10 protein-coding genes are annotated in these 13,117 nt (G+C 72.5%); 7 read left to right on the top strand and 3 right to left on the bottom strand.

What is annotated here, in order from left to right; translation table 11 throughout:
* Nucleotides 1–174 precede the first annotated feature (174 nt).
* Entirely contained in the window at nt 175–2,046 is a 1,872-nt protein-coding gene (locus tag OG410_RS14935) for an AMP-dependent synthetase/ligase (protein ID WP_329299590.1), read from the top strand.
* A gap of 171 nt (nt 2,047–2,217) precedes the next feature.
* On the opposite strand, the gene OG410_RS14930 is transcribed toward OG410_RS14935, so the two are convergent.
* The gene (locus OG410_RS14930; protein ID WP_329299589.1) at nt 2,218–2,802 is read right to left on the bottom strand and encodes a response regulator; all 585 of its coding nucleotides are present in this window, start codon (nt 2,800–2,802) and stop codon (nt 2,218–2,220) included.
* 456 nt (nt 2,803–3,258) lie between these two features.
* Between OG410_RS14930 and OG410_RS14925 the strand changes: the two genes are divergently transcribed.
* Both OG410_RS14925 and hemW read left to right on the top strand, forming a co-directional pair.
* Nucleotides 3,259–5,487 carry a SpoIIE family protein phosphatase gene (locus OG410_RS14925; RefSeq protein WP_443063753.1) on the top strand — a complete coding sequence of 743 codons (2,229 nt, stop codon included), beginning with the start codon at nt 3,259–3,261 and terminating at the stop codon, nt 5,485–5,487.
* 209 nt (nt 5,488–5,696) lie between these two features.
* The gene (hemW, locus tag OG410_RS14920; protein ID WP_329299587.1) at nt 5,697–6,929 is read left to right on the top strand and encodes a radical SAM family heme chaperone HemW; all 1,233 of its coding nucleotides are present in this window, start codon (nt 5,697–5,699) and stop codon (nt 6,927–6,929) included.
* 150 nt (nt 6,930–7,079) lie between these two features.
* On the opposite strand, the gene OG410_RS14915 is transcribed toward hemW, so the two are convergent.
* The gene (locus OG410_RS14915) at nt 7,080–7,886 is read right to left on the bottom strand and encodes a DUF3097 domain-containing protein (protein WP_329299586.1); all 807 of its coding nucleotides are present in this window, start codon (nt 7,884–7,886) and stop codon (nt 7,080–7,082) included.
* Nucleotides 7,887–8,070: 184 nt separating this feature from the next.
* Nucleotides 8,071–8,814: an MBL fold metallo-hydrolase gene (locus tag OG410_RS14910; protein ID WP_329299585.1), complete on the bottom strand. Its 744-nt coding sequence runs from the start codon at nt 8,812–8,814 to the stop codon at nt 8,071–8,073.
* A gap of 178 nt (nt 8,815–8,992) precedes the next feature.
* On the opposite strand from OG410_RS14910, the gene hrcA reads away from it, so the two are divergent.
* The 4 genes from hrcA to OG410_RS14890 all read left to right on the top strand — a co-directional run bounded on the left by hrcA (nt 8,993) and on the right by OG410_RS14890 (nt 13,096).
* Nucleotides 8,993–10,009 carry a heat-inducible transcriptional repressor HrcA gene (gene hrcA, locus OG410_RS14905; RefSeq protein ID WP_326787891.1) on the top strand — a complete coding sequence of 339 codons (1,017 nt, stop codon included), beginning with the start codon at nt 8,993–8,995 and terminating at the stop codon, nt 10,007–10,009.
* Nucleotides 10,010–11,146, top strand: a complete 1,137-nt coding sequence (gene dnaJ / locus OG410_RS14900; protein ID WP_328668994.1) for a molecular chaperone DnaJ — start codon at nt 10,010–10,012, stop codon at nt 11,144–11,146. It abuts the gene before it with no gap.
* A gap of 109 nt (nt 11,147–11,255) precedes the next feature.
* Nucleotides 11,256–12,350, top strand: coding sequence for a nitronate monooxygenase (locus OG410_RS14895; RefSeq protein WP_329299584.1), 1,095 nt, complete (start codon nt 11,256–11,258; stop codon nt 12,348–12,350).
* A complete protein-coding gene (locus OG410_RS14890) occupies nt 12,347–13,096 on the top strand; it encodes a 16S rRNA (uracil(1498)-N(3))-methyltransferase (RefSeq protein ID WP_329299583.1) in 750 nt (249 codons plus the stop codon). Before OG410_RS14895 ends, OG410_RS14890 begins: the two co-directional genes overlap by 4 nt.
* Nucleotides 13,097–13,117: the final 21 nt, after the last annotated feature.

Below are 13,117 nucleotides of genomic sequence, written 5' to 3'. Positions count from 1 at the left end.
CCTGTGCTTGTCTCAGGGGTGTGTCCTGCGGGAAGTGACCGGGAAGTGACCGGCCGCCGCCTCTTACGCACCGGCCGGACGCGCTCTAGTCTGATCTCTGCTCGGTAGTTACTCGCGAGTTAAACAACAGCCGCAATTGAGCCAGCCGCACTGCCGCGGGCCCCGGAGGATGTCGTGAGCGACACACAGACCCTGATCGAGAACCGTCCGCCGTCCGTCGCCGCACTCTTCCTGGAGCGCGTGGCGGCCACACCCGACGCCGAGGCATACCGCTACCCGGTACCGGCCTCGGGTGACGGACCGGACACCTGGAAGTCGCTGACCTGGGCGCAGGCCGCCGAGCGGGTCTACGCCATCGCCGCCGGGCTGATCGAGCTCGGCGTCCAGCCGGAGCAGCGCGTCGCGCTCGCCTCCTCGACCCGCGTCGAGTGGATCCTGGCCGACCTCGGCATCCTCTGCGCGGGCGCGGCCACCACGACCGTGTATCCGCAGACCAACGCCGAGGAGTCGGCGTTCATCCTCTCCGACTCCGCGAGCAGGATCCTCATCGCGGAGGACGCGGCCCAGCTCGCCAAGGCCCGCGAGAAGCGCGCCGAGCTGCCCGAGCTCACGCACGTCGTGGTCATCGACGCGGAGGGCGTGGAGACCGAGGACTGGGTCCTGACGCTCGCCGAGCTGGAGGCGCGCGGCTCCGCGTACCTGGAGAAGCACCCCGAGCTGATCAAGGAGCGGGTCGGCGCGATCACCGCCGACCAGCTCGCGACCCTCATCTACACCTCCGGCACCACGGGCCGTCCCAAGGGCGTCCGGCTGCCGCAGGACAACTGGTCGTACATGGCGAAGGCGATCGCCGCGACCGGCCTGCTCGGCCAGGACGACGTCCAGTACCTGTGGCTGCCGCTCGCGCACGTCTTCGGCAAGGTGCTGACCTCCGGCCAGATCGAGGTCGGCCACGTCACCGCCGTCGACGGTCGCGTGGACAAGATCATCGAGAACCTTCCGGTAGTGCGGCCGACGTACATGGCGGCCGTGCCGCGCATCTTCGAGAAGGTCTACAACGGGGTCGCCGCCAAGGCGCGGGCCGGCGGCGGCGCCAAGTACAAGATCTTCCAGTGGGCCGCCGAGGTCTCCCGGGAGTACGCGAAGGCGAGCCAGGACAACTTCCGCCGCACGGGTTCGGCCTCGGTGCCGTTCGCGCTCGGCGCCAAGCACAAGGTCGCCGACGCGCTCGTCTACGCCAAGATCCGCGAGGCCTTCGGCGGCAACCTGCGTGCCTGCATCTCCGGCTCCGCCGCGCTCGCGCCGGAGATCGGCTACTTCTTCGCCGGCGCCGGCATCCACATCCTGGAGGGCTACGGACTCACCGAGTCCTCCGCCGCCTCCTTCGTGAACCCGGGCGAGGCCTACCGCACCGGTACGGTCGGCAAGCCGGTGCCCGGCACCGAGGTGCGTATCGCGGACGACGGCGAGATCCTGCTGCGCGGCCCCGGCATCATGGAGGGCTACCACGGGCTGCCCGAGAAGACCGCCGAGGTCCTGGAGGCCGACGGCTGGTTCCACACCGGTGACATCGGCGAGCTGTCCGTGGACGGCTATCTGAAGATCACCGACCGCAAGAAGGACCTCATCAAGACCTCGGGCGGCAAGTACATCGCCCCCGCCGAGGTCGAGGGCCAGTTCAAGGCCGTCTGCCCGTACGTCTCCAACATCCTCGTGCACGGCGCCGACCGGAACTTCTGCACCGCGCTCATCTCCCTCGACGAGCCGTCCATCCTCGACTGGGCCAAGGACAACGGCCTGGAGGGCAAGTCGTACGCGGACGTCGTCGCGGCGCCCGCCACGGTCGCCCTCGTCGAGGGCTACGTGAAGGAGCTCAACGCGGGCCTGCAGCGCTGGCAGACCATCAAGAAGTTCCGTCTGCTGCCCCGCGACCTGGACGTCGAGCACGGCGAGATCACCCCGAGCCTCAAGCTGAAGCGCCCGGTCGTCGAGAAGGCGTACAAGCACCTGATCGACGAGATGTACGCGGGCTCCCGCGAGGCGTAGCCCGGAGCCATCGGCCATCGCCCGTACGGGGTGGGGGCGCGCAGGACCTCTCCGCGACCGAGCGGCGGAGCTTCCGCGCGTCCCCGCTCCCGTCGGAGTATCAGCGCGTCCCCGCCCCCCGTCGGGGTCCCCGCGCGTCCCCGCTCCCGTCGGAGCCCCGCGCGGTCTCTCCTATCCGTCCCGCCTGTGCCGCATCCTGCTCAGCAGTTCGTCCATCCGCCGTAGCTGGTCGCGGAGTTCGGGTATGTCCGGGACGGCGTCGGCCGACAGGTGCGTGTCCATCCTCCTGAGGCGGGCGGCGAGTTCGTCGAACTGGTCCTGCTCACGGGCGAGCAGGCACTCCAGCTGACGGTTCTTGCGGTGCAGGTCGAGAAAGACGCTGACCTTGGCGCGCAGGACCCACGGGTCGAACGGCTTCGCCAGATAGTCGGCGGCACCCGTCGCGTACCCGCGGAAGGCGTAGCCCGCGTCGGCGTCCGTGCCCGTCAGGAAGATGATGGGCACGTCCTTGGTCTGGTCGAGCCGCTTGATGTTCGCGGCCGTCTCGAATCCGTCCATGCCCGGCATCCGGATGTCGAGCAGGACGACCGCGAACCGCTGCCGCAGCAGCGCCCTCATCGCCTCCTCGCCCGAACGCGCGCGCACCAGCGGTTCGTTGAGGGAACGCAGGACGGCTTCCAGCGCGACCAGGTTGTCCTCCATGTCGTCGACCAGGAGGATGCTCGCTCCCTCGTCGGTCGTCGTCTGGGCGCTCATGATGACGGTGCCTCACTCGGTCCGTGGTTTCTCGGTGCCTCGCGGTACGACGACCGGTCCTGACCCGCCCCGGGCGCTGTGCCGAAGCCGCCGTGCCGTGTCGCCGTCCCGTGCCGTGTCGCCGTCCCGTGCCGTGTCGCCGTCCCGTGCCGTGTCGCCGTCCCGTGCCGTGTCGCCGTCCCGTGCCGTGTCGCCGTCCCGTGCCGTGTCGCCGTCCCGTGCCGTGTCGCCGTCCCGTGCCGTGTCGCCGTCCCGTGCCGTGTCGCCGTCGTCGTCGCGGCGGGCGGTGGACGCGGATCGGATGCTCGATTCTGTCCGTCTTCGAGCACATCCATACCACTGTTCTCACTCATGCCGGCCCACTTCGGTGACTCGGTGCTTATGAGCGCCGCCAGTCTGTCACCCTGGCCGCATCGTCCGAGGTGTCTTCGTCCGAACTGCCCAGGGAGCCGCACAGTGGGGGCCATTCCGACGCAACGGGATTCCACGCCATGCGCACCGGACGTGCTCGCGCACCACCCCGCCGGCCGGGACGTCGTGTCGCGTACATCCTTGCCCGGCACTCCGCTCGCCCCCGCGGCCGCGCGCCGATTCCTCCGCGACACACTCCTGAGCTGGGCCGAACTGGCCCTGCCCGGCACCGAGATCATCGACGACCGGCTCACCGGCGACGCGGCCGTGGTGGTCAGCGAGCTGGTCACCAACGCCGTCGTGCACGCGGGTACCGACGTCGAGCTGCTGTGCCGCCTGGAGTGCCCGGCCGACGGCCCGCCCGGACCGCTGGTCGTCGAGGTCTCCGACCGGCATCCCTCGCGGGCCATACGGGAGGACGGCGCCGAACCGGCTTACGGGACACCGGAGTACGGGCGGGGCCTGCGTCTGGTCTCCGCGCTCTCCGAGGCCTGGGGCATCACCTATCGTCCGGGCGTCAAGACCGTGTGGTCGAGGCTGCTGGTCGACGGGGCCGCCGGCGCTCTGCCGGGTGCGGGCGTCTTCGCGGACGCCGACGACCCGCGCCTGCCGGGCCGCTTCGACGACGTGAGCGGACTCGCCGGACCGGGCGGGTTCGCGGGTGCGGGCGGTTTCTCCGTGCCGGGCGGGTTCGCGGACGACGACGGCCTTTCCGGGCCCGGGGGATTCGCGGCCGCGGGCGGTCCTGCCGGGCCGGGGGGATTCGGGGACGCCGACGGGCTCGCGGGAACGAGCGGGTTCGCCGCAGCCGACGGGCTCACCGGCGAGGCGGAGGACTCGGAGCCGACCGGGGCCGGGGCCATCGCGTACGCCGAGGGGCCGCTCCCCGGGTACGGGCCGGGGGCCGGCGTCGAGCCGTACCGTGCCCTGTCCGCCTCGGGGGCGAACCGGAGCACCGGGTCGGGCCACGACTGGCTCGACCGGGGAGCCCTCTCCTTTCTCGCCGAGGCCTCCGACCTGCTCGCCGGACAGCTCGACGAGGACCTGGTCGCCGCGCTGGCCGGTCAGCTCCTCGTCCCGCGCCTCGCCGACTGGTGCGCCGTATGGCTGGAGGACGAGGCCACCGACCGGGCCGGCGGTCTCGGTCTGGCCCTCGGCCCCCGCCTCGCCCGCGTCTGGCACGGCAGCGAGAACCTCATCGAGGGACTGCGTCAGGCCCTGGAGAAGGACCCGCCGCGGCTGCCCGACGCGGTGCGCTCCCGGGCCGTCCCGGTGCCCTGGCCCGGCGAGGCGCTGGGCGCCCGCGGGGCGAGCGGGGCGGCGCTGGCGTACCGGCTGATCGCGGGCGGCCGGCCGCTGGGCACACTCGTCATCGGGCGGGCCGGACCGCCCGACTTCCCCGACGAGGTCACCGGACTCGTCGAGGACCTCAGCCGCCGTATCGCCCTGGCCATCGGAGCGGCCCGCCAGTACGCGCGCCAGGCCACCATCAGCCGGGTCCTGCAGCGCGGGCTGCTGCCGGGCGCGGTCGCCGAGATCCCCGGGGTGCGCAGCGCCCTCGTCTACGAGCCGCTCGACAAGGGCGGGCCGAGCGGTGACTTCTACGACGTGTTCCCGGCGGGCGACGGGCGCTGGTGCTTCGCGGTCGGCGACGTCCAGGGCAAGGGGCCCGAGGCCGCCGTCGTGATCGGCCTGGCGCGGCCCTGGCTGCGGCTGCTGGCGCGTGAGGGCTACGACGTCGCGGACGTCCTCGACCGTCTCAACCAGCTCCTCCTCGACGACGCGACGGAGGCCGCGGACGCGGCGGCCCGCGCTCTCGTGGCCGCGGGCGGACCCGGGCTCGGCACCGACCTCGGCCCGCAGACGCGCTTCCTGTCCATGCTCTACGGCGAGCTGGTCCCCTTCGACGGCGGAGTGCGCTGCACCCTCGCCTCGGCGGGGCATCCGCTGCCGCTGCTGCTGAGCCCCGACGGCGGTGTTCGGGAGATGGCCCGGCCGCAGACCCTGCTCGGCGTCTTCGAGGACCCCCAATACGCCTCCGAGTCCTTCGAGCTGTATCCCGGGGACAGCCTCCTGTGCGTCACCGACGGCGTGACGGAGCGGCGCGACGGGTCCCGTCAGTTCGACGACGACGACGGTCTCGCGCACGCCCTCGCGGGCTGCACCGGCCTGAACGCCGAGATGATCGCGGAACGGATCCGCGGGCTGGTGCACGCGTTCGGCAGCCGCCCGCCGGAGGACGACATGGCCCTGCTGGTGTTGCAGGCCGACTAGCGGGGCCCGTCGCGGTCCCGGGGACTCCGGACCCCGTCAGGCGTGTGCGGTGGCCCGGCCCTCGCCCCTCAGGCGTGTTCGGTGGCCCACTCTCGCCCCGGCGAGGGCACGCGCCCCCTCCCCCCTGCCGGACACGCCCCCGCCCCGCCTGGCACGTCCCCCGCCCGCGCCGGACACGTCCACCCCGGCCGTGCTGGACAATGGAACGCATGCCTTCCGCACTTCCCGACGGTGAGCCCGTCCCCGACGACGGGGCGCTGCCCGCGCACGCCCTGGACGGGGCGGCCGATCGGCCCCTCGGGTTCTACCTCCACGTTCCGTACTGCGCGACCCGCTGCGGCTACTGCGACTTCAACACCTACACGGCGACCGAGCTGCGGGGCAGCGGGGGCGTGCTCGCCTCCCGCGACAACTACGCGGACACCCTGACCGACGAGATCCGGCTCGCCCGCAAGGTCCTGGGCGACGACCCCCGCCCGGTCCGCACGGTCTTCGTCGGAGGCGGTACGCCCACGCTGCTGGCGGCCGGCGATCTCGTACGGATGCTGGGCGCGATCCGGGACGAGTTCGGGCTCGCGGACGACGCCGAGATCACGACGGAGGCGAACCCCGAGTCCGTGGACCCGGAGTACCTCGCGACCCTGCGCGCCGGCGGCTTCAACCGGATCTCCTTCGGTATGCAGAGCGCCCGGCAGCACGTCCTGAAGGTGCTCGACCGCACGCACACCCCGGGCCGCCCCGAGGCCTGTGTCGCCGAGGCCCGCGCGGCCGGCTTCGCACATGTGAACCTTGATCTGATCTACGGCACACCGGGCGAGTCGGACGACGACTGGCGGGCATCGCTCGAAGCGGCCCTCGGCGCCGGTCCCGACCACATCTCCGCGTACGCGCTCATCGTCGAGGAGGGCACCCAGCTCGCGCGCCGGATCCGCCGCGGTGAGGTCCCCATGACGGACGACGACGTGCACGCGGACCGCTATCTCATCGCGGACGAGGTGATGTCGGCGGCGGGCTTCGACTGGTACGAGGTGTCGAACTGGGCCACCTCCGAGGCGGGCCGCTGTCTGCACAACGAGCTGTACTGGCGCGGCGCCGACTGGTGGGGAGCGGGCCCCGGAGCGCACAGCCACGTCGGCGGCGTTCGCTGGTGGAACGTGAAACATCCGGGGGCGTACGCGGCGGCGCTGGCCGAGGGCCGCTCCCCGGGCGCCGGCCGTGAACTCCTGTCCGACGAGGACCGCCGGGTCGAGCGGATCCTCCTCGAACTGCGGCTGCGCGAGGGCTGCCCGCTCTCGCTGCTCCGCCCCGACGGCCTCGCGGCCTCCCGCCGCGCTCTGTCCGACGGACTCCTCGAAGCCGGTCCGTACGACGCCGGCCGCGCCGTCCTCACCCTGCGCGGCCGCCTCCTCGCGGACGCCGTCGTCCGGGATCTGGTGGACTGAACACCTGTTCCCGTACGGTTCTCGGTCATGATTTCCGGTGGATGGCCGGCCGAGGACGCGACCGTATCTGCCCGGTGGCACCCGGCTCCGGTGGGAACCCGGACATCAAGGGGCACCGGCGCCGGACCCGGGGAACCGGCCGCCGACCGGTCACTCCGGCGCGGTGACGAAGTCGATCAGTTCCTCCACGCGGCCCAGGAGCGCCGGTTCCAGGTCCCTGTAGGAGTGGACCCGGGACAGGATGTGCTGCCAGGCCGCGCCGGTGTTCTCCGGCCAGCCCAGGGCCCGGCACACGCCCGTCTTCCAGTCCTGGCCGCGCGGGACCCGGGGCCAGCCCGGAATGCCCACGGAGGACGGCTTCACGGCCTCCCAGACGTCGATGTACGGGTGGCCGAGCACCAGGGCGTGCTCGCTCGTGACCGCCTCGGCGATCCGGGACTCCTTCGAACCCGGGATCAGGTGGTCCACGAGGACGCCGAGCCGGGCGTCCGGGCCCGGGGCGAACGCGTCGACGACCGCCGGGAGGTCGTCGACGCCCTCCAGGTACTCCACGACGACGCCCTCGACGCGCAGGTCGTCGCCCCAGACCCGCTCGACCAGTTCGGCGTCGTGGCGGCCCTCGACGTAGATGCGCCCGGCGCGCGCGACCCGGGCGCGGGCGCCGGGTACCGCCACCGAGCCGGAGGCCGTACGGCTGGGGCGTACGGGAGCCGCGGGCGCCGGGCGGACCAGGGTCACCACCTTGCCCTCCAGGAGGAAGCCGCGCGGTTCCAGCGGGAACACCCGGTGCTTGCCGAAGCGGTCCTCCAGGGTCACGGTGCCCGCCTCGCAGCGGATCACCGCGCCGCAGAAGCCGGTGCCGGGCTCCTCGACGACCAGACCCGGGTCCGCCGGGACCTCGGGCACGGACCGGGGCTTCTTCCACGGCGGGGTCAGGTCCGGAGAGTACTGGCGCATTCGGATGACGATAGGAGAAGCCCGGCGCCGCTCACCACGACACGCCGGAATCCGCCGTGCTGGAACCCCCGTACCGGACGCGCTCGGCCGGAATCCGCCGCGCCGGGCCCCGCCGTACCGGACGCGCTCGGCCGGAACCTGCCAGGCCGGAACCCGTGGTACCGGCCCCGCGTACCGGACGCGCTCAGCCGGAACCCGCCGTGCCGGAAGTCGTCGCGCCGAAACGTGCCGCCAAGGCGTCCCGTTGGGTCCGTACGAACATGGCGTCCACGACCGCCCCGTGCCCGGGGACGTACAGCGCGTTCTCGCCGCCCAGTCCGAGCAGCCGGTCGAGAGCCGCGGGCCAGCGTGACGGTACGGCGTCGGGGCCCGCCTGAGGCTCGCCCGACTCCTCGACCAGGTCGCCGCAGAACACCACCGCCGGGTCGCCGGACACGACGGCCACGAGGTCGTGGGCGGTGTGGCCCTCGCCCGTCCGCACCAGCCGGACCTCGACGCCGCCGAGATCCAGGTCCCAGGTGCTCCGGACGAAGCCGCGGGGGCGTACGAGGGTGTCGGCCGCCTCCTCCGCCGCCCTCGGGTCGAGACCGTTGCGCACCGCGTCCGCGCAGAGCTCGTCGCGGCCGTTCTCGTACGCCCCGGACGAACCGTCCGCGACGAGGATCCGTGCGCCCGCGAACGCCGCGGCGCCGAACACGTGGTCGAAATGCGGGTGGGTGAGCGCGATATGAGTCACACGCCCGCCGGTGAGGGCACGCGCGTCGGCGCACAGCGCGGCGCCCTCCGCGAGACTGGACCCGGCGTCGATCATCAGCGCCGCCCCCTCGCCGACGACGAGCCCGGCCGTGCAGTCCCAGCCCGGAAGCCGCCGTCGCCCCACCCGGGGCGCCAGCCTTTCCCACCCGAGCCCTTCCCAAGTCAGCCTCATGCGGCGACGCTAACGGTGACCAGGTGCCGTGCACGACATCGCAGGCCCGCCCTTGCCCGGGGCGTGCCTCACCGCCGTACACTGAGCTGGGGAACGTTGGCACTCGCGTGCGCTGAGTGCCAGACGAAAGCCACGAAGGCCACGAAGGCCACCGAGTCGACTTCTGGAGGTGTGCGCGATGCTCAGCGAACGCAGGCTCGAGGTGCTGCGCGCCATCGTCCAGGACTACGTGGGCACCGAGGAGCCGGTCGGCTCCAAGGCGCTCACCGAGCGGCACCGGCTGGGCGTCTCGCCCGCGACCGTCCGCAACGACATGGCGGTCCTGGAGGACGAGGGGTACATCGCCCAGCCGCACACCAGTGCCGGGCGCATCCCCACGGACAAGGGCTACCGCCTCTTCGTCGACAAGCTCGCCGGCGTCAAGCCGATGACCGCGCCCGAGCGCCGCGCCATCCAGAACTTCCTGGACGGTGCCGTCGACCTGGACGACGTCGTCGGCCGGACCGTGCGGCTGCTCGCGCAGCTCACCCGGCAGGTCGCCGTCGTGCAGTACCCCTCGCTGACCCGCTCGACCGTGCGCCATGTGGAGCTGCTGTCCATGGCTCCCGCACGGGTGATGCTCGTGCTGATCACGGACACCGGCCGGGTCGAACAGCGCATGATCAACTGTCCGGCGCCGTTCGGTGAGACGTCGCTGGCGGACCTGCGCGCCCGGCTCAACAGCCGGGTCGCGGGACGCCCCTTCGCGGACGTCCCGCAGCTCGTCCAGGACCTCCCGGACGCCTTCGAGGCGGAAGACCGGGGTACGGTCTCGACGGTGCTCTCCACACTGCTGGAGACACTCGTCGAGGAGACCGAGGAGCGGCTGATGATCGGCGGTACCGCCAATCTGACGCGATTCGGACATGACTTCCCTCTCACCATCCGGCCGGTGCTCGAAGCGCTGGAGGAGCAGGTCGTGCTCCTCAAGTTGCTTGGAGAGGCCGGGGATTCGAGCATGACCGTGCGAATCGGGCACGAGAACGCGTACGAGGGACTCAACTCCACGTCCGTGGTCTCCGTCGGCTACGGTTCGGGCGTTGAGGCAGTAGCCAAACTCGGCGTGGTCGGCCCGACCCGCATGGATTACCCGGGAACGATGGGAGCGGTACGAGCGGTGGCACGGTACGTCGGACAGATCCTGGCGGAGTCGTAAGTGGCCACGGACTACTACGCCGTACTCGGCGTGCGCCGCGACGCGTCCCAGGACGAGATCAAGAAGGCGTTCCGGAGGCTCGCTCGCGAGCTGCATCCGGACGTCAATCCCGATCCGAAGACGCAGGAGCGGTTCAAAGAGATCAACGCCGCGTACGAGGTGTTGTCGGACCCGCAGAAGAAGCAGGTCTACGACCTCGGCGGTGACCCGCTGTCCCAGCAGGGCGGCGCGGGTGCCGCCGGCTTCGGCGCGGGCGGCTTCGGGAACTTCTCGGACATCATGGACGCGTTCTTCGGCACGGCGTCGCAGCGCGGACCGCGCTCGCGCACCCGCCGGGGCCAGGACGCCATGATCCGGCTGGAGATCGAGCTCGACGAGGCGGCCTTCGGCACCACGAAGGACATCCAGGTCGACACGGCCGTCGTCTGCGCCACCTGCAACGGCGAAGGCGCGGCGCCCGGGACCTCCGCGCAGACCTGTGACATGTGCCGCGGCCGCGGCGAGGTGTCCCAGGTGACGCGGTCGTTCCTCGGCCAGGTCATGACCTCACGGCCGTGTCCGCAGTGCCAGGGCTTCGGCACCGTGGTCCCGACCCCGTGCCACGACTGCGCGGGCGACGGCCGGGTCCGTTCCCGTCGCACCCTCACGGTCAAGATCCCGGCCGGTGTGGACAACGGCACGCGGATCCAGCTCGCGGGCGAGGGCGAGGTCGGCCCCGGCGGCGGCCCCGCCGGCGACCTGTACGTCGAGATCCACGAGCTGCCGCACTCGACCTTCCAGCGGCGCGGCGACGACCTGCACTGCACGGTCACCCTCCCGATGACCGCGGCGGCCCTCGGCACCAAGGTGCCGCTGGAGACCCTCGACGGCATGGAGGAGGTCGACATCCGTCCGGGCACGCAGTCCGGCCAGTCGATCCCGCTGCACGGCCGGGGTGTCACCCACCTGCGCGGCGGCGGCCGCGGCGACCTCATCGTGCACGTCGAGGTCACCACGCCGACCAAGCTCGACGCGGAGCAGGAGCGGGTGCTGCGCGAGCTCGCCATACTGCGCGGCGAGGAGCGGCCCACCGGTCAGTTCCAGCCCGGTCAGCAGGGCCTCTTCTCCCGGCTGAAGGACGCGTTCAACGGCCGCTGATCCAAGCGGGGCACGGGGCGGGACACGCCCCGTGCCCTCCATGTCGGAGGCACTATTCGGACCGGCGACCGGTTTCTGACTTGTCCGGCGGACGTGACAACATGCCGTCATGTCCTCCGCGCTGACCGATCTCTTCCCTCACCCGATCGTGCAGGCCCCCATGGCGGGCGGAGTCTCCGTCCCGCAGCTCGCGGCCGCCGTGTCCGAGGCCGGCGGGCTCGGCTTCCTCGCGGCGGGGTACAAGACCGCCGACGGCATGTACCAGGAGATCAAGCAGCTGCGCGGGCTGACCGGCCGTCCCTTCGGCGTCAACCTGTTCCTGCCGCAGCCCGAGCACGCGGACGCGGCCGCGGTCGAGGTGTACGCCCACCAGCTCGCCGGCGAGGCCGCCTGGTACGAGACCGAGCTCGGCGATCCGGACAGCGGCCGCGACGACGGCTACGACGCCAAACTCGCCGTCCTCCTCGACAACCCGGTGGCGGCGGTCTCCTTCCACTTCGGCGTCCCGAAGCCGGAGGTGCTGGAGTCGCTGCGGCGCGCGGGCACCCTCACCCTGGTCACCGCCACCACGGCCGAGGAAGCCCTCGGCGTGCAGCGGGCCGGCGCCGACGCGGTCGTCGTGCAGGGCATCGAGGCCGGCGGACACCAGGGCACCCACCGGGACAACCCGGAGACCGACGGCACGGGCGTCGGCCTGCTCACGCTGGTCGCGCGGGTCCGCGAGACCGTGGGGATCCCGGTCGTCGCGGCCGGCGGCATCATGCGCGGCAGCCAGATCGCCGCCCTCCTCGCCGCGGGCGCGAACGCGGCCCAGCTCGGCACCGCCTTCCTCGCCACCCCCGAGTCCGGCGCGAGCGCCGTGCACAAACAGGCGCTGACCGACCCCCTGTACGTACGTACGGAACTCACCCGCGCCTTCTCCGGACGCCCGGCGCGCGCGCTGGCCAACCGCTTCATGCGCGAGCACGGCCCGTACGCCCCCTCCGCCTATCCCGAGGTCCACCACCTCACCCTGCCGCTGCGCAAGGCGGCCGCCAAGGCGGGCGACGCGCAGGGCATGGCACTGTGGGCGGGACAGGGCCACCGCATGGCCCGCGACCTGCCCGCCGGGCAGCTCGTGGAGGTACTGAACGCAGAAATCGCGGCCGCCGAGACAGCGTTGTCGGCCGCCGCCGAGATCCCGGAAGAGGGTGCGGCCCGATGACGGCACCGGTGTTCCTGGTCGAGCACTTCGACACGGACGGCGAGGGGCGCCATGTCCTCGACGGACCCGAGGGACGGCACGCCGTCTCCGTGAAACGGCTGCACACCGGCGAGGACGTCGTGCTCACCGACGGGGCCGGGCGCCGCGCGGACTGCGTGGTCCTCGGCACCGAGGGCAAGGACCGGCTGATCGTACGGATGGGCACGGTCACCGAGGAAGCCCCCGAGGAGCCGCGCATCACGGTCGTCCAGGCCCTGCCCAAGGGGGACCGGGGCGAGCTCGCCGTCGAGACCATGACCGAGACCGGCGTCGACGCGATCGTCCCCTGGGCCGCCTCCCGCTGCATCACGCAGTGGAAGGGCGAGCGGGGTCTCAAGGCGCTCTCCAAGTGGCGGGCCACCGCCCGGGAGGCGGGCAAACAGTCCCGCCGGGCGCGCTTCCCGGAGGTCGCGGACGCGATGACGACCAAGCAGGTTGCCGCACTTCTCGCCAAAGCCGATCTCGCCGCCGTGCTCCACGAGGACACCGCCCTCGGCACCGAGCCCTTCGCGACCGCCGCGCTGCCCGGCTCCGGGGACATCGTCCTGGTGGTCGGCCCCGAGGGCGGGATCTCCGCCGAAGAGGTCGCGCTGTTCATCGAGGCCGGCGCGAAGACCTTCCACCTGGGGCGCACCGTACTGCGCACCTCGACGGCCGGGACCGTGGCCACGGCGCTGCTGCTGGCCCGCACCGGCCGCTGGTCCTGACCCGCCGGCCCGCCGGCCCGA

The sequence above is a fragment of the Streptomyces sp. NBC_00659 genome (assembly GCF_036226925.1).
Taxonomy (GTDB): Bacteria; Actinomycetota; Actinomycetes; order Streptomycetales; family Streptomycetaceae; genus Streptomyces.
Note: the sequence above shows the minus strand (reverse complement) of the source record. Positions and strands in the feature narration are given on the sequence as shown.

Bases quoted from the DNA above. Each gene is read 5' to 3' on its own strand.
- OG410_RS14930 (WP_329299589.1), bottom strand. From the start codon at position 2,802: ATGAGCGCCCAGACGACGACCGACGAGGGAGCGAGCATCCTCCTGGTC.
- hemW (WP_329299587.1), top strand. From the start codon at position 5,697: ATGCCTTCCGCACTTCCCGACGGTGAGCCCGTCCCCGACGACGGGGCG.
- OG410_RS14915 (WP_329299586.1), bottom strand. From the start codon at position 7,886: ATGCGCCAGTACTCTCCGGACCTGACCCCGCCGTGGAAGAAGCCCCGG.
- OG410_RS14910 (WP_329299585.1), bottom strand. From the start codon at position 8,814: ATGAGGCTGACTTGGGAAGGGCTCGGGTGGGAAAGGCTGGCGCCCCGG.
- hrcA (WP_326787891.1), top strand. From the start codon at position 8,993: ATGCTCAGCGAACGCAGGCTCGAGGTGCTGCGCGCCATCGTCCAGGAC.
- OG410_RS14895 (WP_329299584.1), top strand. From the start codon at position 11,256: ATGTCCTCCGCGCTGACCGATCTCTTCCCTCACCCGATCGTGCAGGCC.
- OG410_RS14890 (WP_329299583.1), top strand. From the start codon at position 12,347: ATGACGGCACCGGTGTTCCTGGTCGAGCACTTCGACACGGACGGCGAG.